Source organism: Microbacterium sp. USTB-Y, from assembly GCF_023703415.1.
In the GTDB taxonomy this organism is placed as follows: Bacteria; Actinomycetota; Actinomycetes; order Actinomycetales; family Microbacteriaceae; genus Microbacterium.
Genome location: NZ_JAGMTU010000003.1, coordinates 293,633 through 312,499, shown reverse-complemented (window position 1 = coordinate 312,499; position 18,867 = coordinate 293,633). Strand labels below are relative to the sequence as shown.

The 18,867-nt window shown below is 72.8% G+C and carries 19 protein-coding genes; 15 read left to right on the top strand and 4 right to left on the bottom strand.

The window, feature by feature from the left end; all coding sequences use genetic code 11:
• Positions 1 to 3 precede the first annotated feature (3 nt).
• The 3 genes from dcd (at position 4) to J8G10_RS08670 (ending at position 2,567) form a co-directional block, all read left to right on the top strand.
• Positions 4 to 609, top strand: a complete 606-nt coding sequence (gene dcd / locus J8G10_RS08680) for a dCTP deaminase (RefSeq protein WP_251443208.1) — start codon at positions 4 to 6, stop codon at positions 607 to 609.
• A 1-nt stretch (position 610) separates the two neighbouring features.
• The gene (locus tag J8G10_RS08675; protein WP_251443206.1) at positions 611 to 1,276 is read left to right on the top strand and encodes a hypothetical protein; all 666 of its coding nucleotides are present in this window, start codon (positions 611 to 613) and stop codon (positions 1,274 to 1,276) included.
• Positions 1,277 to 1,367: 91 nt separating this feature from the next.
• A complete protein-coding gene (locus J8G10_RS08670; protein ID WP_251443203.1) occupies positions 1,368 to 2,567 on the top strand; it encodes an MFS transporter in 1,200 nt (399 codons plus the stop codon).
• Positions 2,568 to 2,747: 180 nt separating this feature from the next.
• On the opposite strand, the gene J8G10_RS08665 is transcribed toward J8G10_RS08670, so the two are convergent.
• On the bottom strand, positions 2,748 to 3,659 hold the full coding sequence (locus tag J8G10_RS08665; protein ID WP_251443201.1) for a helix-turn-helix transcriptional regulator: 912 nt from the start codon (positions 3,657 to 3,659) through the stop codon (positions 2,748 to 2,750).
• A 132-nt stretch (positions 3,660 to 3,791) separates the two neighbouring features.
• A complete protein-coding gene (locus tag J8G10_RS08660) occupies positions 3,792 to 4,607 on the bottom strand; it encodes a MarR family winged helix-turn-helix transcriptional regulator (protein WP_251443199.1) in 816 nt (271 codons plus the stop codon).
• 192 nt (positions 4,608 to 4,799) lie between these two features.
• On the opposite strand from J8G10_RS08660, the gene J8G10_RS08655 reads away from it, so the two are divergent.
• Positions 4,800 to 5,387, top strand: a complete 588-nt coding sequence (locus J8G10_RS08655; RefSeq protein ID WP_251443197.1) for a MarR family winged helix-turn-helix transcriptional regulator — start codon at positions 4,800 to 4,802, stop codon at positions 5,385 to 5,387.
• Positions 5,388 to 5,409: 22 nt separating this feature from the next.
• Here J8G10_RS08655 and J8G10_RS08650 read toward each other — a convergent pair whose 3' ends face one another.
• Entirely contained in the window at positions 5,410 to 6,378 is a 969-nt protein-coding gene (locus J8G10_RS08650) for an alpha/beta fold hydrolase (protein WP_251443195.1), read from the bottom strand.
• 78 nt (positions 6,379 to 6,456) lie between these two features.
• On the opposite strand from J8G10_RS08650, the gene J8G10_RS08645 reads away from it, so the two are divergent.
• Positions 6,457 to 7,149: a TetR/AcrR family transcriptional regulator gene (locus J8G10_RS08645; protein ID WP_251443193.1), complete on the top strand. Its 693-nt coding sequence runs from the start codon at positions 6,457 to 6,459 to the stop codon at positions 7,147 to 7,149.
• A 115-nt stretch (positions 7,150 to 7,264) separates the two neighbouring features.
• Here the strand turns inward: J8G10_RS08645 and J8G10_RS08640 are convergent, their stop codons facing one another.
• Positions 7,265 to 8,680 carry an MFS transporter gene (locus J8G10_RS08640; protein WP_251443190.1) on the bottom strand — a complete coding sequence of 472 codons (1,416 nt, stop codon included), beginning with the start codon at positions 8,678 to 8,680 and terminating at the stop codon, positions 7,265 to 7,267.
• 173 nt (positions 8,681 to 8,853) lie between these two features.
• On the opposite strand from J8G10_RS08640, the gene J8G10_RS08635 reads away from it, so the two are divergent.
• From J8G10_RS08635 to J8G10_RS08590, 10 genes are all read left to right on the top strand, one after another.
• A complete protein-coding gene (locus J8G10_RS08635; protein ID WP_251443188.1) occupies positions 8,854 to 9,396 on the top strand; it encodes an MOSC domain-containing protein in 543 nt (180 codons plus the stop codon).
• Between the two features lie 15 nt (positions 9,397 to 9,411).
• On the top strand, positions 9,412 to 9,957 hold the full coding sequence (locus J8G10_RS08630) for a hypothetical protein (RefSeq protein WP_251443185.1): 546 nt from the start codon (positions 9,412 to 9,414) through the stop codon (positions 9,955 to 9,957).
• Between the two features lie 273 nt (positions 9,958 to 10,230).
• On the top strand, positions 10,231 to 11,514 hold the full coding sequence (locus J8G10_RS08625) for an MFS transporter (RefSeq protein ID WP_251443183.1): 1,284 nt from the start codon (positions 10,231 to 10,233) through the stop codon (positions 11,512 to 11,514).
• Positions 11,511 to 12,392, top strand: coding sequence for an alpha/beta fold hydrolase (locus tag J8G10_RS08620; RefSeq protein ID WP_251443180.1), 882 nt, complete (start codon positions 11,511 to 11,513; stop codon positions 12,390 to 12,392). The genes J8G10_RS08625 and J8G10_RS08620 overlap by 4 nt, the downstream gene beginning before the upstream one ends.
• Positions 12,385 to 13,866, top strand: a complete 1,482-nt coding sequence (locus tag J8G10_RS08615; protein ID WP_251443177.1) for a carboxylesterase/lipase family protein — start codon at positions 12,385 to 12,387, stop codon at positions 13,864 to 13,866. Before J8G10_RS08620 ends, J8G10_RS08615 begins: the two co-directional genes overlap by 8 nt.
• A gap of 41 nt (positions 13,867 to 13,907) precedes the next feature.
• Positions 13,908 to 15,041, top strand: a complete 1,134-nt coding sequence (locus tag J8G10_RS08610; protein WP_251443174.1) for a CdaR family transcriptional regulator — start codon at positions 13,908 to 13,910, stop codon at positions 15,039 to 15,041.
• A gap of 185 nt (positions 15,042 to 15,226) precedes the next feature.
• Entirely contained in the window at positions 15,227 to 16,189 is a 963-nt protein-coding gene (locus J8G10_RS08605) for a fumarylacetoacetate hydrolase family protein (RefSeq protein ID WP_251443171.1), read from the top strand.
• Positions 16,189 to 16,659 carry a RidA family protein gene (locus tag J8G10_RS08600; protein WP_251444354.1) on the top strand — a complete coding sequence of 157 codons (471 nt, stop codon included), beginning with the start codon at positions 16,189 to 16,191 and terminating at the stop codon, positions 16,657 to 16,659. Before J8G10_RS08605 ends, J8G10_RS08600 begins: the two co-directional genes overlap by 1 nt.
• On the top strand, positions 16,656 to 17,438 hold the full coding sequence (locus J8G10_RS08595) for a cyclase family protein (protein ID WP_251443167.1): 783 nt from the start codon (positions 16,656 to 16,658) through the stop codon (positions 17,436 to 17,438). The genes J8G10_RS08600 and J8G10_RS08595 overlap by 4 nt, the downstream gene beginning before the upstream one ends.
• Complete coding sequence (locus J8G10_RS08590) at positions 17,435 to 18,847, top strand: FAD-binding protein (RefSeq protein WP_251443165.1); 1,413 nt, start codon at positions 17,435 to 17,437, stop codon at positions 18,845 to 18,847. Before J8G10_RS08595 ends, J8G10_RS08590 begins: the two co-directional genes overlap by 4 nt.
• Positions 18,848 to 18,867: the final 20 nt, after the last annotated feature.

Sequence of the window (18,867 nt, the reverse complement as noted above, 5' to 3'; positions counted from 1 at the left end):
ACCGTGCTGCTGAGCGATAGGGACATCAGGGCGGGGCTGGACGCGGGGCGGATCGGGCTGGATCCGCTCGAACCGTCGATGATCCAGCCGTCGAGCATCGACGTGCGGCTGGACCGCTACTTCCGCCTGTTCGACAACCACAAGTATCCGTTCATCGACCCGGCGGAGGACCAGCCCGAGCTGACCCGGCTGATCGAGGTGGACCCGGACGAGCCGTTCGTGCTGCATCCGGGCGAGTTCGCGCTCGGCGCGACCTTCGAGCAGGTGTCGCTCTCGGACGACATCGCCGCGCGCCTCGAGGGCAAGTCCTCGCTGGGGCGCCTCGGCCTCATCACGCACTCCACGGCCGGCTTCATCGACCCGGGCTTCACCGGTCACGTCACGCTCGAGCTCGCGAACGTCGCGACCCTGCCGATCAAGCTCTGGCCGGGCATGAAGATCGGGCAGCTGTGCTTCTTCCAGCTGTCGTCCCCCGCGGAGAACCCCTACGGATCCGGGCCGTACGGCAACCGTTACCAGGGGCAGCGCGGGCCCACGGCGTCGCGCTCCTTCCAGAACTTCCACCGCACCGACGTCGGCGTCACCGACGCGGGGTCCACGGGGGCCTGACGTGTCCGGCGAGGAGACGGATCCGCTCGCGTCGCACCCGGGCGCGTCGGCCGCGCCGGATCCGCTCGCGTCGGACGCGCCGGATCCGCTCGCATCGGACGCTCCGGAGCCGCTTGCGTCGCACCCCGGCCCGTCGTCCGCGCCCGATCCCGACGCGCCCGCGGCCGAGAGCGCCGGCCTCGCCGGCCTCCTGGCCGACCCGGAGATCGCCCCCGCGGAGGAGAGCGCCGCGCTCGCCGACCTGCTCGCGGCCCCGGAGGAGGCGGCCCCCGCCGAGGAGACCCCGGGTCTCGCCGCGATCCTCGCGGATCCGGATCCCGCCCTGTTCGGCGAGTCGGCTCCCGGACCGGAGGAGCCGGCTCCCGGGCCCACGGCGCCGCCCCCCGCGGTCGTAGCCATCGCGCCCCCGGCGCCTCACTCCGCTCCCGCGCCTGCCGCCTCGGACGGGCTGTCTCCGCTCCCCGCGCTGCCGCCCGAGCGTCCCGGGCCGCCGCCTGCTCCGGAACGAGGCGGCGGCGGATACTTCGGCCTCGTCGCGCTCGTCTTCCTCTTCCTGGCGGTGCTGCTCATCGGCGCGATCGTGCTGATCGCCGTGCTCGTCGCGAACGGCGCCTGGCCGTTCCCGGTGGCCGCAGCCTCGTTCCCGGCCCTGGTTCCGCTCTTCTGACCGCGGCACAGGGACCGCGATCCGGACGATCGGTCGGATCGGCCGGACGCATGATCGGGCGCGGACGTCGCGCGCACGGAAGGCTGGAAGCATGACCACGACCGCACCCGTGCCTCTCGCCTCCGGCGTCGGCCCGCAGCCGATGCGCTACGGCGCGCTGCTCGTCATGATGGCGACGAGCTTCCTGCTCGTCACCGCCGAATTCCTCCCCGGAGGTCTGCTCACCGACATCGCCGCGGAGATCGGCGTGACCCCGGGGCAGGCCGGACAGATGGTGACCGTGACCGCCCTCGCAGGACTCATCGTCGCCCCGACCATCGGGCTCATGCTGCCGCGTCTGGACCGGCGCTCGCTGCTCGTGTGGATGGCGGTCGGCGCGACGGTGTCGAACGTCATCGTGGCGGTCGCTCCGAGCCTGCCGCTGCTGCTGCTCGCCCGGGTGCTGCTCGGCGGCGCGCTCAGCGGGTTCTGGTCGATGTCGGTGACGGTCGCCGCGCGGATCGCCGGCCCCGAGCGCCTGGGCCGCGCGGTCATGTTCACCACGGCCGGCACGACGCTGGCGACCGTGGCGGGCATTCCGCTGGGTGTGCTGCTCAGCCAGGCGGTCGACTGGCGCGGCGTCTTCGGGATCGCCGCGGGCGCGACCGCCGTGCTCGCGGTCGCGCTGCGGATCCTGCTGCCGTCGGTGCCGGCCGAGGGCGCCGCGCGCCTGTCCGCCCTCGTGGAGACGGTTCGTCGTCCGGGGATCGGGCTCGGCATCGTCGGGCACGTGCTCGTGGTGCTCGGCCACTTCCTGGCCTACACGTACATCCGCCTGGCGCTGGAGCGCGTGCAGGACGGAGGCGCCGTGATCGGCGAGAGCACCGTCATCGTGCTGCTCGCCCTGTTCGGCGTCGGCGGCTTCGTCGGCAACATCGTGTTCGGGATGTTCGTCGATCGCGCGTACCGCGTGCTCGCCGTGATCGCGCCGCTCGCGATGGCGGCGACCGTGCTGCTGCTGATCCTGCTGTCGGGATCCCTGTTCGCGATCGGTGCGATCGTGCTGCTCTGGGGCTTCTTCTTCGCCTCCTGGCTGCTCATCGTGAACACCTGGATCGGACACCGGATGCCCGACCGTCTCGAGGCGGGCGGGAGCCTGGTCGTCATGGGTTTCCAGGCGGCGATCATGACGGCGGCGGCCGTCGGCGGGGCGCTGGTGGACGGGATCGGCATCGCCCAGGTGTACACGATCGGTGCCGTCGTGCTCGTCGTCGGCGCCGTGCTCTTCGGGCTCGCCGGCCGCGCCCGCTGACCCGGGCGGCGGTCCCTCAGTTCCGAAGGACGATGCCAATTCTGAAGGAGGACCCGGGCGGATCCATCCTCAGAAGTTGCCATCGTCCTTCAGAATCGACGGCGGGGAGCCCGCGGGATCCGGCATTGTCAGGCGCGGCCCGATCGATGGGCCGGCGGCGCGACAGGGCGCGCCGCGGCCTCAGGCCGTGCGGGCCTCGCGCCAGGCGGTGGGCGTCTGCCCGGTGCGCCGGCGGAACGCGCGGCTGAAGCCCTCATCCGAGCTGTAGCCCAGGTCGCGGGAGATCTCGCTGACCAGGCACCCCAGCACCAGCCGGTCCTGGGCGGCGCGGATCCGCACCTCGGTCACGTAGCTGGCCGGAGAGACGCCGAAGGCTGCGCGGAACCGCTCTGCGAAGACCGTGCGGGACATGGCGCCGACGCTGGCGAGCCCCTCGACGCTCCAGTCGTTGCCCGGGGCCGCGTGGATCGCCTCGATCACTCTCTCCAGGAACGGGTCGCTGGTGCGCGCGGGCCAGCCGGCGGGGGCGCAGCCGTGCGCGGCCCAGGCGCGGATCACCGAGACGAGCACGGTGTTCGCCATCATGCGGCAGACCACCGCATCGCCGTCGCGGCTCGCCTCCTGGATCGCCGAGGGATCGACGGGCAGCGTCGTCATGTCGAGCCCGACCTGCGAGGCGAGAGCCGCCGCGGCGGGCTCGTGGTGGGCGAAATCGCGCACCAGGGCCACATCGGGCAGCGCGTCGGCGATGTGCCTCGCGTGCGGGACGAGCGTGAGGGTCGACACCAGGATCCGCGTCCCCGGGTCGGTCTTGACCGACATCGGCACGCGGCCCGGGGTGAGCAGGGCATCGCCCTGGGCGAGCGACAGCGGCTTGTCGCCGCAGCGGGTGTGCACCGCGCCGTCGATGACGTAGACGATCGACAGCGCGTCCCGGTCGAGCGCGATGGTCTCGGCCGGATCCGGTGCGATCCGCACCTGCCGGCGCAACTGCACGTCGATCGCGGAGAGGAGGGCTTCGACCGCGCCCCCGGACGGCGCAGCCGCACCCGGGACGGCCGCGGGCGACGGGCCGGGCGCGAGAAGGGTCATGCCAGGGGGCAACAGCGTACGCGGCAAGCGTATTCCTCGCGCTGAGGAAGGCGGTCGGGCTCGCCGGCGCTCGACGGGAGAACGGAGACGGCCCCCGCGCCGGTGAGGGCGCGGGGGCCGCAGGGGATGCGATCAGCCGTTGTGGCGGCCGTCGTGCAGGTGGATGTGGAGGTGCGCGGGGGCGTGGCGGTGGTCTCCGCCGCGCGGTCCCCTGCCGCCGGCGTGCTCGCCGTGGCCGTGCTCGCGGCGCAGCCACTCGCGGCCGAAGCCGGGCTGCTCGGCGAACCAAACGAAACCGGGCTGGACCGCGAACCGGCCGAAACCGGCCCGCTCGTCGTGCGCCGTGCGCTCGCCGTGGCAGTGACGCCCGTGGTGGCCGGCGTGCTCGCACGAAGCGGAGTGCTCGCCGTGCCCGTGACGCCCGTCGTGGTCGCGGTGCTCGCCGTGGGCGGAGCGCCCGTGCCGGTGGTGCCCATGCCCGCGCCGGTGGTCGCGGTCGCCGTCGCGACGCGTGCCGCGGCGACGGGGGAGGCGCGTGCCCTCCTCGTAGCCGAGCCCGCGGGCGAGCTTCTCGAGGGAGGCCGCCATCGTGGCGAACTCCTCCGGGTCGAGGAGCGCGGCGACCTCGTCGCGGATCTCCTCGACGGCGGTGCTGAGCCGAGCACGGGCGGCGGAGCCGTCGGCTGTGAGCGCCCATCCGTCGGCGGTGCGCTCGATCCAGCCGAGATCGAGGAGCGGGCGCAGGGCGCGGTCCGGGAGCTCGCGGCCGATCGGGACCGTGCCGTCGACGACGTTGAGGACCCGCCACTCGCGGCGGGTGATCCCCTCGTCCTCGAAGGCGGTGGCGAACCGGGCCGCCAGCAGGCGGTCGGTGGCGGTGATCCAGAAGCCGAACGGGCGGCTCTGGTCGGAGGATGCGTTCTCGGGTGTGTTCTCTGAGGTGTTCATGGTGTTCCTGTTCTGGTCTGAGGATGACGTCGGCTCACGCCCTCGGGCGGCGGCAGGGCCCCGAGCCCCCCGGTGTTACCGACGGGAACGACGTGAGCGGAGGAAGGATCCTGTCAATGCTTGTCATCTGGCATGTACATGCAGTGTGACATGCAATTGGGATCCATGTCAAGTCGCATGTAAAATCAGCTCGTGCCTCAAGACGCTGAGAACCCGGATCCCCTCGACGCGATCGTCGCCGCGCTCGGCCTGTTGCGCGGGCGCGGGCCCCGGCTGCCGCGCGCGCACGATCGCTTCGGGGATCCGCACGCCGCAGGCGCGCACGACGGGTTCCACGGGCACGGCGGTCCGTACGGCGCGCACGGGGATCACGAGGGGATGCACCGCGGGCCGCACGGGCGGCGGCGCGAGGGCGGATCCGAGGGTGTCGGAGTCTGGAGTGGAGTGCGAGGGGAGGCCCCCGCGCGCGTCCGCATGCTCGAGGCGCTGGCGTCGGGTCCGCTCAGCGTGAGCGCGCTCGGCGAGGCGATCGGCGTGGATCAGCCGCGGGCGTCCCGCCTGGTGCAGCAGGGCGTGGAGCGCGGCTGGCTGCGTCGGGAGGCCGATCCGGACGACGCCCGGCGCACCCGCATCGTGCTCACCGATGAGGGGCGGCGTCTCGGCAGGGGCGTCCGGGGGGACCGGCGGGAGATGCTGCGTCGCGCGATGTCGGCGCTGACGGCGGAGGAGCAGGCGGAGTTCGCCCGCCTGCTCGCCAAAGTCGCGGCGAACTGGAGCTGAGCGCCCTCGCGCCGGCCGGCGCTCAGTGCGCGGTCGCGGGGTGCGGTGCTCCGCTCTCGCGCCGGACACCATCGCGGAGGTCCGGGATCGGCGGGACGGTGCGCTCTGTCCGCAGGCGCGGCGATGGCGACGGTGACGGATCGGCATCGGTGCGGGCGAGGTCGAGCACGGCGTCCAGCACGGCGTCGGCCTGCAGGATCCGGTTGTGCCCGAGGCCGTCCGTGCGCAGCAGCGTGGACCGGCCGCCGTGGGCCGCATGCAGACGCAGCGCATCGGCGTCGGGCATCCGGCGATCGGCGCGATCGTGGGCCACGAGTAGCGCGGTCTCCGCGGGGAGCGGATCCCGCGCCGCGTCGTAGGCGGCGGCCACCCCGGCGGCGTCGAGCCCGAAGCGCGCCGCGAATCGGCGCTCGAACCGCTCCGCGACCGCAGGGCTCAGCTGCAGCGCCCGGGAGAACTCCGCCAGGAACGCCGCCGGCGACGCGGCGCCCGCGATCACGGCGACCCGGGGTGCGGGGGTGCTCGTGCGCGCCGCGGTGAGGGCGGCGAGTCCGCCGAACGAGTGACCCACGATCGCGTGGAAAGGCCCGTCGGCGCGTTCGAGCAGCGACGCGACCTCCACCCAGTCGCGGAGGTCGGTGTCGCTGCCGCCCGACGCGCCGTGCGCCGGGGCGTCGAACGACGTCACCCGGAACCCCTCGGCGACGAGTTCGCGCACGAGCGGGGCGAACTGGGAGGCGCGCCCCTGCCAGCCGTGCAGGAGCAGGACGGCGCGTTCGCCGCGACCCCAGCGGTAGGCGACGACCTCGGATCCGCGGAGCAGGATCCGCTCGCGGCGTGCCTCTCGATGCGTGGCCAGGTCGGCATCGCGCACGGCCATGCGGGGCGCGGTCGTGAAGAACAGGCGCAGCGCGAGCCGGGCCGACAGTGCGGGCAGGAGCGGGCCGGAGGCGCGGACGCCGGCGGCGAGGAGTCGGGCGGTGGCGAGCATCGGGTCTCCTTCGGCGAGCGAAAAGTATACGTACGTTCATACGTAGATTACGCGAACGATCGTACGTACACTAGGGGCATGTCGAAGCCCGCCGTTCAGGATCCGCATGAGAGCGTGACGGTCCCGTCGCGCCCCGCCGCGGATGGGCGGCGCACGCGCGGCGACGCCTCCCGGCGCACGGTGCTGCACAGCGCCACCGACCTCGCCTCGGTCGACGGCCTCGACGGGCTCACGATCGGGCGGCTGGCCACGGCGTCCGGCCGCGGCAAGAGCAGCATCGCGACCCTGTTCCAGAGCAAGGAGGGGCTGCAGCTGGCCACCGTCGCGGCGGCGAGGGACGTCTTCACCGCGCTCATCGTCGAGCGGGCACGCACCGCCCCGCGGGGCGCGCAGAGGCTCTCGGCGCTGCTGCGCAACGCGCTGGACTACTCCCGCGACCGGGTGTTCACGGGCGGCTGCTTCTTCGCCGCGACGGCCGCCGACGTCGACTCCAAGCCCGGTCCGGTGCGCGACGCGGTTCGCTCCGCGCTCGTGGACTGGTACGGCTACCTCGAAGCCCAGGCGCGCTTCGCGATCGCCGCGGGGGAGCTCGCCGAAGGCACGGATCCCGAGCTGCTCGCGTTCGAGCTCGCGGCGCTCAACGAGGAGGCGAACTCGAGGTCGCTGCTGCTGCAGGACGAGCGTCCTTATCTGCTCGCGGCGCGAGCGATGCGGGACCGCCTGCGCGCGGCGGGCGCGGAGCCGGCGCTCCTGGTGCCGCTGGACGAGTAGCCGGATCCGTCGCCGGATCCGCGGACGGGCCCGGGATCTGCTTCAGGTCGCACTATCTGCTCTTCAGAGCCGTCGTTCGGCGCAGAAAGTGCGACCTGAGCGTCGAAAACCGGCTCTAGTGCGAGAGGCGGACGCTGCTCCGCGCCTCCTTGACCGGCAGCAGCAGAAGGAGCCCGGCGAGCAGCACGGCGACGATCCCGAGGATCCCGAACTTCGTGTTGCCGGTCAGGATGATCAGCAGCGTCCACGCGCCCTGGGCGATCCAGCTCGCGGCGCGGCCCGTCGTGGCGTAGAGGCCGAAGACCTCGCCCTCCCGGCCCGCCGGGGTGACCCGGGCCAGGAACGACCGCCCTGCGGACTGCGCGGGACCGACGAATGCGCACAGGATCAGGCCGCCGATCCAGTAGGCGATCGGCCCGGTGTCGACCAGGGCGAACACCGCGATGCCCGCGACGCACATGCTGGCGAGTGAGATGAGGATCAGCCGCTTCGGACCCCAGCGGTCATCGAGACGCCCGGCCAGGATCGTGGACACGCCGGCGATGAGGTTCGCCGCGACGCCGAAGATCACGAGGTCGAGGAACGTGAAATGGAAGACCGTGCTCGCGATCACGGCGCCGAAGGTGAAGACCGCTCCCAGGCCGTCGCGGAACACGGCGCTCGCGACCAGGAACCAGAACGTGGTGCGCGTGCTCGGGTTGCGGTAGAGCCCGATCACGTCCTTCACGAGCAGCGCGTACGACGCGAAGAAGCCGACCTTCCGGTCCGCCCGGCCCAGCGACGGCTCCGGCACGTTCAGGAAGATCGGGATCGAGAATGCGATCGCCCACACCGCGCATCCCACCGCGATGATGCGGAACGGCAGCCCGCCGTCCGCGGAGAGTCCGAACCAGTCCGCCATGTAGAACACGATCACCAGCACGAGCGCGACGATGCCGCCGAGGTAGCCGAAGCCCCAGCCGAGGCCCGAGATCCGTCCGACCGTCTTCGCGTTCGCGATCGAGATGAGCATCGCGTTCGAGTTCACGGAGGCGATCTCGCTGAAGACCACGCCGGCGGAGATCAGCGCGACCCCCAGCCAGAACAGCGACGGACTCGGCGTGACGAACCAGAGCCCGAGCATGCACAGGATCAGGGCGCCGGTGCCGATCCCGAGCCACAACTTCTGGCGGCCGGCCGCATCGGCGCGTTGTCCGAGCACGGGGGCGAGCAGCAGGATCGCGAAGCCGGCGATGGTGCCGCCGAGCCCGAGGCCGCTCGTGAGCTCGGCGATCCCGGCGACCTTCGCCGGGTCCTTGTCGGGGAGCGAGGCGAGCCCGGCAGGCAGGAACGCGTCGGACGTCAGATACAGCGCCGTGAAGATGAAGGTCAGGATCACCGAGTGGAACGGCTGCGTCGCCCAGTCCCAGAGCGCCCAGGAGTAGACCTGCTTCTTGGGCGCCGGCTCGTCCCCGCGCAGCTCGAGACCCACCACAGCGACGGCTCCGCTGTTCGCGGCAGCCTGGGGTTCGGGATGATCGCCGTTGCTCATGCAGGAAGTCTCGTGGGTGGGGGTGAACGGAGGGTAGCGGCGCGCCGGAATCAGGAGCGCGGCCGGCGGCGGGGCGGGCCCGCTCGCGACGGCTGCGCCCGGGCTTCGTCGGGGTGGGGCGGCGTGCGCGTGCGGTCGGGTTGTCGAGATGCACGGCGTGGCACGATGAACCCATGACGGGTCGAGTGGTCGCGGTTCATTCCAGCCCCGTGCACGGGTTCAGCAAAGCCCCGCGCGGCGAGATCGCGCTGGTCGAGGGCGTGGGGGTCGTCGGCGATGCGCATGCCGGTCCGACGGTGCAGCACCGCTCCCGGGTCGCGGCGGATCCGTCGCAGCCGAACCTCCGCCAGGTGCACCTGATCCACGAAGAGCTCTTCGCCGACCTCCGCGCGGCGGGACACGAGGTCGCCCCCGGGAGCCTCGGCGAGAACATCACGACCGGCGACGTGGATCTGCTCGCGCTCCCGGTCGGGACCCGGCTGCGCATCGGATCCCAGGCCGTGGTCACCGTGACCGGGCTGCGCAACCCCTGCCAGCAGATCAACGACTTCCAGCCGGGGCTGCTGAAGCAGGTCGTGCGCACCGATGATGAGGGCCGGGTCGTCCGTCTCGCCGGCGTCATGGGCATCGTCTCGCGCAGCGGATCCGTGGCTCCCGGAGACCCGATCCAGGTGAAGCTCCCGCCCCCTCCGCACTTTCCGCTGACCCGGGTCTGACCGCTCGTGCCGCCCGTGGTCCTGGTCGAAGGGGAGAGCGACCGGCTCGCCCTGATCGCGGCGGCGCGCGTGCGCGGGGAGGAGCTCCGTGCGGACGTGGTCTCGCTCGGCGGCATCACGAACCTGCGTTCCTGGCTGGAGCGACGGGATCCGGCGGTGCCGGTGCTCGGGCTCTATGACGCGGCCGAGCTGCGCTACGTGGTCGGCGCTCTCGTCGCCGGCCGCCTGCTGCCCGCCGGCGAAGCCGACCCGGCGGCGGTCGCCCGATGCGGGTTCTTCGGATGCGAGCAGGATCTGGAGGACGAGGTGATCCGGGCCGCCGGCCCCGAGCTGGTGCTGCAGACCCTCGATGCCCGCGGGGAGCTCGCGCTGTTCCGGGTGTTCCAGGGGCAGCCCGCGCAGCGCGTGCGCTCCGTCGACGCGCAGCTGCACCGGTTCGCGGGCACGGCGAGCGGACGCAAGACGGTCTTCGCGGCCGATGTGATCGCGGCGCTGCCCGCCGCCCGGATCCCGCGGCCGCTGGTGGCGCTGCTGGAGGCCGTGCGGGCGGCGGAGGGCTAGGTGGCGTCCCGCGGCGGGGATCCCCCGGCCGCATCCGCTCTCCGCGTGAGCGTCCCGCGGGCGCTTCGTTCGGAACTGTGCGGCAACCTCGGACGAAAAGCGGGAATCTCTCCGAGTCAAGCGCACATCTCCGTGCGAAGTGCGGCACGCCGGCGCTCGCTGTGGGATCGACGGGAACGAGTTGGGGAATCGCCGATGCCGAACGGCTCCGCGGCTCGTTAGCGTGCCCGCACGGCACTGTTCGTGCCGGTCAACCCGAGCCCGGAGATTCACATGTCAACGTCGACTGCACGACCTCGGATCCGTCTCGCCCTGTTCATCCTGATGCTGGCCATGGTCGCCGAGGGACTCGACCTCGTCGTGGCGAGCTTCGTCTTCCCTCGCGTCATGGAGGAGTGGGGGACGAGCATCGAGGACATCACTCTCCTCGTCACCCTCAGCGTCGTCGCCGGCGCGATCGGCGGCTACCTCGCGGGCCCGCTCGCCGACCGCTTCGGCTGCCGGCCCGTGATCGTCGTCTGCGCGCTGGAGTTCTCGCTGCTGACGGTCGCGACCGCGGCGGTCCCCGGGATGGCCGGGCTGATGATCGTGCGGCTGGCCGCGTGTGTCGGACTCGGCGCTCTCGTGCCGGTCGTCATCGCTCAGGTGGCGGAGCTCGCCTCCGAGCGCAGCAGATCGCACATGGTGAGCCTGGTCTGGTCGGGCGGAGCGTTCGGCTTCATCCTGGGCAGTGTGCTCGCTGCGGTGGTCATCCCCACAGCGGGCTGGCGGGCCCTGGTGATCATCAGCGGCGCTCTCTCGCTCGTGCTGGTGCCGTTCCTGCTGCGCGTGCTGCCGCGTCGACCGGAACGGTTCGACGATCTCGCGCCGGTGGCGGCCGCCGATGACCGCAGCGCCGTCGGGACGCTGTTCGCCCGCCGGTATCTCGTGTCCACCATCCTCACCTGGATCTGCTTCGCCGTCGGTCTCGGCGTCGCCTACCTCATCGCGACCTATCTGCCGCTCATGGTCGAGCGTTACGGTCTGGGCGCGGGGAGCTCGGCGCTCGTCACCGGCCTGTTCGGCCTGTGCGGTCTGCTGGGGCAGCTCGGACTCGGCTTCGCGCTGCGACGCTGGGACCCGCGCTCCGTGCTGGCCGCGGTCTGGGGCGTCGGCACCGTGGGGATCATCCTGCTCGCCGTGGTCGATCTCGGAATCGGGGGCTTCCTCGCGGCGATCTGCGCGATCGCCTTCACGATCGCCGGATCCAACGCCGTGCTTCCCACTCTTGCGACCGCGCTGTATCCCGCGCGGGCGAACGCGACCGGCGTCTCCTGGGCGAACGGGGCAGGGCAGATCGGTCGCCTCGGCGGCGGCTGGGCCGGAGGCGCCATGCTCGCCGCGGGGTTCAGCACGACCCAGCTCTTCCTCGGCATCGCGGTGCCCACCGTCGCCGGGATCGTCGCCGCGGTGCTGCTCCGGCGTGCTCGGCCTACCGCAGAGGCGATCGAGGACGTGGTGCTCCCCGCCACGGTGCCGGCAGGGTCCGCTGCGGCCGCTTCGAAGGCCCGCCCGTGACGGGCGGGCGGGGCGCGACGGACGCATCGTCCGAGTTCGCCGTCGACGCCGGAGGCCTCCGATTCCACGCCGTCTCCTGGGGGCCCGCGGACGGCGTCCCGCTCCTCGCCCTGCACGGCTTCCCGCAGCACGCGGGGAGCTGGGACCGCGTCGCCCCGCTGCTCGCGGAGCAGGGGATCCGCACGGTCGCCTTCGATCAGCGCGGCTACTCGCCGGAGGCGAGGGTGCCGCTGGACCAGTACTCGCTCGATGCGGTGGTCGCCGACGCGGTCGGCGTCGCAGATGCGCTCGGATGGGATCGTGTGCACCTCGCCGGCTTCGGTCAGGGCGCGCTGCAGAGCTGGTCGACCGCCGCGGCGCATCCGGACCGGATCGCATCACTCACCGCGCTGCGTTTCCCCCACCCTGCGGCCTTCGCCGAAGGGGTGCGCACCGACCCGGCGCAGCGCCGAGCCTGGGACGAGCTGGAGAGCATGAGCCCTCCGCGCCCGGCGGCGGAGCAGTTGCTGCGCGACGACGCCGCCGGACTCAGGGCATTCCTCGCCGCATCGGGGATGCGCCCGGAACTGGTCCGCGAGACGGTCGCGCGGCTGCGGGATCCGGAGGTGCTCGAGGCAGCAGTAGCCTGGCACCTCATCCCCGTCGAGGCGATGGCCGAAGTCCCGCCGGTCGCCGTGCCGGCGCTCTACGTCTTCAGTCAGGGCCCGGCGCTGCTGCCGGCCACGGCCGCGCTCTGCGCACGGTTCGCGCGCGGCCCGTTCCGGATGGTGGAGCTCGACGAGGGCGGGCACTGGCTGCTCGACACCGCGGCCGTGCGGATCTCCGCGCTGATCGGCGAGCACATCCGGGCCGCAGAAGCCGAGGCCGCGCGTGCCTGAGCTCCTCCTGTCCACGCCCTCGGGACGTCTCGCCGGCCACCGGGACGGCGGCCTGCTCCGTTTTCATCGGGTGCCCTACGCCCTGGCCCCGGTGGACGAGAGGCGGTTCGCCCCGCCGGTGCCGATGCCGCCGTGGACGGGGGTCCGCGGATCCGCGTCGCCGGGGCCGATCGCGCCTCAGCCCGCGAGCCCGCTGGCCGACGCCGGGCGCGGCATGAGCGAGGACTGCCTCTTCCTCGACGTCGTCACGCCGTCCGTGCACGGCCTTCGCCCCGTCGTCGTCTGGCTGCACGGCGGAGGCTACTTCGCCGGTTCCTCGCTCGAACCCGACAGCGACGGGGCGCGACTGAGCGCCGAACACGACCTGGTCGTCGTCTCCGTGACGCACCGGCTCGGCGTGCTCGGGTTCCTGGATCTGGAGCCCCTCGGCGTCTCCGCATCCGGTCTCGCCGGTCACCTCGACCTCATCGCGGCGCTGCACTGGATCCAGGGGAACATCGCCGCCTTCGGCGGCGACCCGGACCGCGTCACGGTCGTGGGGCACTCGGGCGGCGGAGGCAAGACGTCGATGCTGCTGAGCACGCCGGCGGCGGAGGGGCTCATGCACGGCGCGGTGATCATGGCCGGCCCGGAGTTCGACCTCAACGACCCCGCGCGCGCGGGCGACACCCGAGCCGCCGCAGTCGACGCGCTGGCGCTCACCGGTGACGCCGACCGTCTCGTGTCCGGCCTCCGCGGGGTGCCGACCGAGGTGCTCCTGCAGATGCAGGAGCACCTCGGCGCGGGCGCCGTCCCCGGTCCGCACAGCATGCGCTTCTCGCCCGTCGTCGGCCGCGCCCCGCTTCCGCTCGCCCCCACGGCGGCGGCCGGAGCCGGCATCGGCGCCCGCATCCCGCTCATCGTCGGCACCGCCCGCGACGAGTCCCACATCGTGCTCGGGATGGATCCGGACGCCGCATCCCGCGACCTGTCGCCCCAGGAGCTGCAGCGTCTCGTCGCGGACGGGCTGGATCATCCGCAGGACGCGGATGCGCTGCTGCGCACCTACCGCGGGCTCCTCCCCGCCGCCCCGCCGGGCGAGCTCTGGCTGACGATCGCCTCCGACCAGTTCCGCATCCGCAGTCTCCGTCTCGCAGAGGCGCGCCTGGCCGGAGGCGCCACGGCGACCTACGTGTACCGGTACGACCTGCCGGGGGCGACAGGATCGGCCGCCCACGGCGCGGAGGTGCCGGCGTTCTTCGGCATGACCCCGGATCGGACCGCAGACCGATGCCTGAGCGGGTTCGCGCGCACCGGGATCCCCGATCCGGCCTGGCGCGCCTATTCGGAGACGGAGCGGCACGAGTTCCGCTTCGGAGAGGCGGGCGCCGGATGCGTTCCCGATCCGGATCCGGCTCGCCGCACGGCCTGGGACGGCATCGGCACCGGACCCGCCTCGCACCCCTGGGCGCGGCTGCTCGAAACCGCGGAGTAGCCTGCATTCCACGAGGGACGGCCGGCCGCCCGGGGAGAGGCATGACGACGAGGAAGAGGACCGCGGCGCACCGCGCGTGCGCACAGGTCGAGGAAGGGCTCGACGCGCTCGCCGCCGAGACGACCGACCATGTGCGCGCCGAGATCGCCGGATACGCCCTGGTGCCGCTCGAGACGCACCGTGCAACCGTGCGCGACACGATCAGGGCGCTCCTGCACGCGCTCGCCGCAGACGGATCCCTCTCGGCGGAGGACGCCAGGGCGATCCGCTACGCGGCGCTGCGCCGGGAGGCCGCCGGCATACCCGTGCAGGACGTGCTCGCCGCGTTCCACGTGGTCGGGCGGGATGTGTGGGACGCGTTGTCGCACGTCGACGGGATCGCGCCGAGCACTCTGGTGCAGCTGGCGGATCCCCTGTGGTCGTGGATCCAGAAGACGAGCGCGCACGTCGCCGAGGCGTTCGCGGGGGGCGGGGGCGCGCACGGGCGGCAGGTCGTGCTTCGTCAGCGCCTGCTGGAATCCGTCCGCGCGGGCGACGCGGCGGAGGGCGATGCGGTCGAGAACGCGCGGCGGCTCGGATTCGTGCCCGGTGGCCTCTTCCGCGCGGTCTGCACCGAGGCGGGGCCCTGGGTGGAGGGAGACCTCGAGTTGCTGCAGAAGGGGCTGTCGCGGCTGCCCGGCACGAATCACGCGGGGCTTCACGGCACCCTGATGATCGTGCTCTGCCAGGGCGCCTCCCCGGAGGCGGTGTCCGAGGAGGTGCACCGCCAGCTGCCCGGTCGCGGGAGCGTCGGAGTCGGGCTGGAGCGGCCTGGTGTCTCCGGGGCCGAGACGAGCATCGGCGACGCCGAGCGGGCGTTGCGCGTCGCGTGGCCGGACTCGGTGTCGTTCTTCGAACGCGCGTGGCTGCACTCGGGGCTCGTCGACGCGCGCACCCGGCTCACCCCGCTGTACGGCGATGCGAAGGCGGTGGCGGCGGAGCATCCCGGTCTCGCCGAGGCGGTGCGCGCCTTCGCCGACGAGGGGTTCAGCTTGGCCGCGGCCGCCGCCGCGCTGCAGTTGCACCCCAACACGGTCGCCTACCGTCTGGATCGATGGCAGGAACTGACCGGCCACGACCCGCGGCGCTTCGACGGCCTCGCGCTGTCGATGCTGTCGATCGGGCCGCCGCGCTGAGACTCCGCCCGTCGCCTGCGGGCGAGGGTGCCCCCGATCGAGGTGATCGGTCCCTCGGGGAATCCACCAAGAACCGGTCCTGAATCGCAGTGATCCGCCGACGAAGTCGGGGGGACCCTGCTCCTAGTGTCGTCGAAACGACAGCACGAGGGAGCAGTCATGGTCGATGAGGACGGGGGCCGCGCATGCGGCTGCTGAGCGCGGGGCCTGTCGGCGCCGAGGAGCCGTTCGCCCTGCTCGACGACGACGGATCAGACGGCGTGCCGTCGCCCGAGGCGGTCGTCGTCCCGCTGCGCGCCCTGGCCGCGCGGTACGGCGTGCGGATCCGTCACCTGAGCGACCTGGTGAGCAGGCGCGCGGATCTCGCGGAGTGGCTGGCCGGCCCGGCCGCGCAGCGGCTTCGGGAGAGGCTCGGGACGCGCCGGATCGGTGCGCCGATCCCGAAGCCGCGCCTCGTCGTCGGAGTCGGCATGAACTATCCGTCGCACGCGGCCGGCCTCGACACCCGCGCCGGGGATCCGGTCCTGTTTCTCAAGCCGCCGTCCGCGGTGTGCGGCCCGTACGACGAGATCGTCCGCCCGCCCGAGACCGCCGCTCTGGACCACGAGGTCGAGCTCGGCATCGTGATCGGCGCGGCCGCTCATCGGGTCCCTCCGGAGCGCGCCCTCGCCCACGTGGCCGGCTTCGTCGTGGCCGACGACGTGTCCGCCCGTGACATCGCCCTCGGGGCGGGTCTTGCGCATCCCCTCTCCCTGCAGCTCACCCGGGCGAAGGGCTTTCCGACGTTCTGCCCGCTCGGACCCTGGCTGCTCACCGCCGACGAGGTGGCCGCGCCCGTCGATCTGATCCTGCGTCTGAGCGTGAACGGATCCGCGCGGCAGCACGCGCGCGCGACCGACATGATCACCGGGGTCGCGGAGCTGATCTCCTTCGTGAGTGCCGGCCTCCCGCTCGAACCGGGTGACGTGATCCTCTCCGGATCCCCGTCCGGGTGCGGTTTCGAACAGGACCCGCCGGTCTTCCTGCAGCCGGGGGACGTCGTCGAAGCCGAGATCACCGGTCTCGGCCGTATGCGCACGCCCGTCGTCGACGAGGCCGGTCCGCTCCCCTCCGCCCACCCGATCACGCCCCCGAGGAGGCAACCGTGATGATGCCCGCTGACCGCCCGTTCATCGAGGCGATCAACCCGTCGGACCTCGCCCCGCCCGCCGGGCACTTCGACCGCGCGATGCGGATCGGTCCGTGGCTCACCGTGTCCGGAACCTCGGCGCTGACGAACCTGACCGGCCCGGTCGAGGACCGGCGCCTGCCCGCGGGCTTCCGTGCGCAGGCGGACCTGGCGTTCGACAACATCGCCATCGTGCTGGCTGCGGTGGACGCCGGCTTCGAGCACGTCTACGAGGTGCACGCGACCCTGGCCCGTGCCGAGGACTTCGGCACCCTGAACGAGATCTTCCGGGAGCGGATCCCGCAGCGGGGCTTCGTCGGCAGCGGCTACGTCGCCGAGTTCCTCGGCCCGGGAATGCTCATCGAGGTCGAAGTCAGGGCGTACCTCCCGCACTTCGCCGGCGATGCCCCGGCTCCCCATCCGACACACCCGAACGGAGACAACTCATGACCAGCCCGACCCCCTTCCTCGGCGCGCGCATCGTCGACCTGACGACGCCGCTGAGCCCGACCACGCCCGTGGTGCCGGTGCCCGCGCCCTTCGCGCCGACCGCCGGCCTGACGTTCACCCCGGTCAGCGACTTCGATGAGCACGGGCCGGGCTGGTCGTGGAGCGACATCACGCTCGGGGAGCACGCCGGTACGCACGTCGACGCCCCTCGACATTGGATCAGCGGCCGCGACGGGCGTTCCGTCGACCAGATCCCGCCGGACCGGCTCGTCGGACCCGTTGCCGTCCTCGACCGCACGGCGGCGGTGGACGAGAACCCCGGCTATCTCGTGACGGTGGCCGACCTGGAGGACTGGGAGGCGGAGCACGGGCGGATGCAGCCGGGGACTTGGCTCCTCGTGCGGACGGGCTGGAGCGCGCGCGGCGAGGATCCGGAACGCTTCCTGAACGACAACGTCTGGCCCGGTCTCACCCTGAAGGCGGCCAAATGGCTCGCCGCGCACCCGCATCTGTCCGGCCTCGGCGTCGAGGCCATCGGCATCGACGGCCTGGGAGCCGGTCCGGAGGCGGACGATGCCGAGGACGACCCCGGTGCGTTCGGTCCCGGCCACTACTACCTGCTCGGATCCGACAAGTACGGGCTGACCTCGTTGCGCAACCTCGACGCGCTGCCGGCGGCGGGAGCCTGGATCGTCGTCGCGCCGCTGCCGCTCGTGGGCGGGACCGCAGGGCCTGCCCGGGTGTTCGCGTTCGTGCCGGACGGGGGTGAGCCGGAATGAGCGCCGAGGAAGGGGCCGCGCCCGTCGACCTGCTCGTCGTCGGCTGCGGCGCCGGCGGCTTGAGCGTCGCGCTGTCGTTCCTGGAGGAGGCCGAGCGTTCGGGCCGCACCCCGCGGGTGACCCTCGTGGAGCGTGCCCCGCGCGCCGAGCGCGGGGGAGCGACGCGATGGTCCTGGGTCAACGTGACCGTCGATAGAGAGGGCGTCGTCGACGCCGGAGTCATCGAACGGATCCTGGCGTCGCATACCGATGTGGACGAGCCGTACTTCCGGGTGATCGAGCAGGAGGGCGCCGCGACCGTGGCGTGGCTCGAGGATCACGGCGTGCAGATCGCGCATCAGCGCCCGCCGTTCGCGATGGCGAACGACTACGGCGCGATGGTGGGCGGGGGAGCCAGCCTCGTCGAGGCGTTCTGCTCGCGTCTCGAGGAGATCCCGGGCGTGGAGATCCGCTATGACACCGAGGCGCTGCAGCTGCTGACGGACGAGGACGGCCGGGTGAACGGCGTGACCGCGCGCGGCCCGGACGGGCTCACCCGCCGGATCGCCGCCGACGCGGTGGTCCTGGCCACCGGGGGCTTCGAAGGCAGTCTGGAAGCGGTCACCCGGTACGTCGGCCCGCGCGCCGGGCGCATCCGTCCGGTCGTCCCCGGACTCCGCTTCAACACCGGCGACGGACTGCGCATGGCGACCGAGCTCGGCGCGGCGACCGCGGGCCAGTTCGACCGGCTGCACGTCCAGCTCGTCGACGAACGGACGTCCAAGCCGGATGCCGGGATCTTCGGGATCCCCTTCGGAGTGATCGTGGACGGCCGCGGTCGCCGATTCGTCGATGAGGGATCCGCGACGCCCGAGGCGCTCAACGCTCCGCTCGCGTGGTCGGTGTGGCGCGACCACGATGCGACCGCGTCCTTCGTCTTCGATGCGCGCGCCGCCCGGATCCCGGGCTGGGGGTTCCTCAACCAGAGCGACATCGAGCCGTACCGCGCCGACACGCTGGCCGAGCTGGCCGGGCTGATCGGGGTCCCGCCGAACGCCCTCGAAGAGGAGATCGCGCGCTTCAACGACGCCGTCGTCGACGGCGAGTTCGACCCCGCTGTCCTCGACGGCAAGCACACGCGCGGGCTGGAGGTCGACAAGACGAACTGGGCGCTTCCGATCGCCGAGGCGCCCTTCTTCGCGTATCCGCTCGCGACGGCATCGACGTTCAGCTACGGCGGCATTCGCATCGACCTGCAGGGGCGCGTGGTCACGCCCCGCGGCACGGCGATCCCGGGCCTGTACGGTGCCGGGGTCGTCACCGGCGTCTGGTACGGCGAGTACCCGGGCGCCATGTCCGTGCTGCGCACCGTGACCTTCGCACGACGCACCGGCAGCGAGATCGCCTCGGCGTTCTCCCGCACGGGCTGAGTGACGGACTCGGCTCCGCA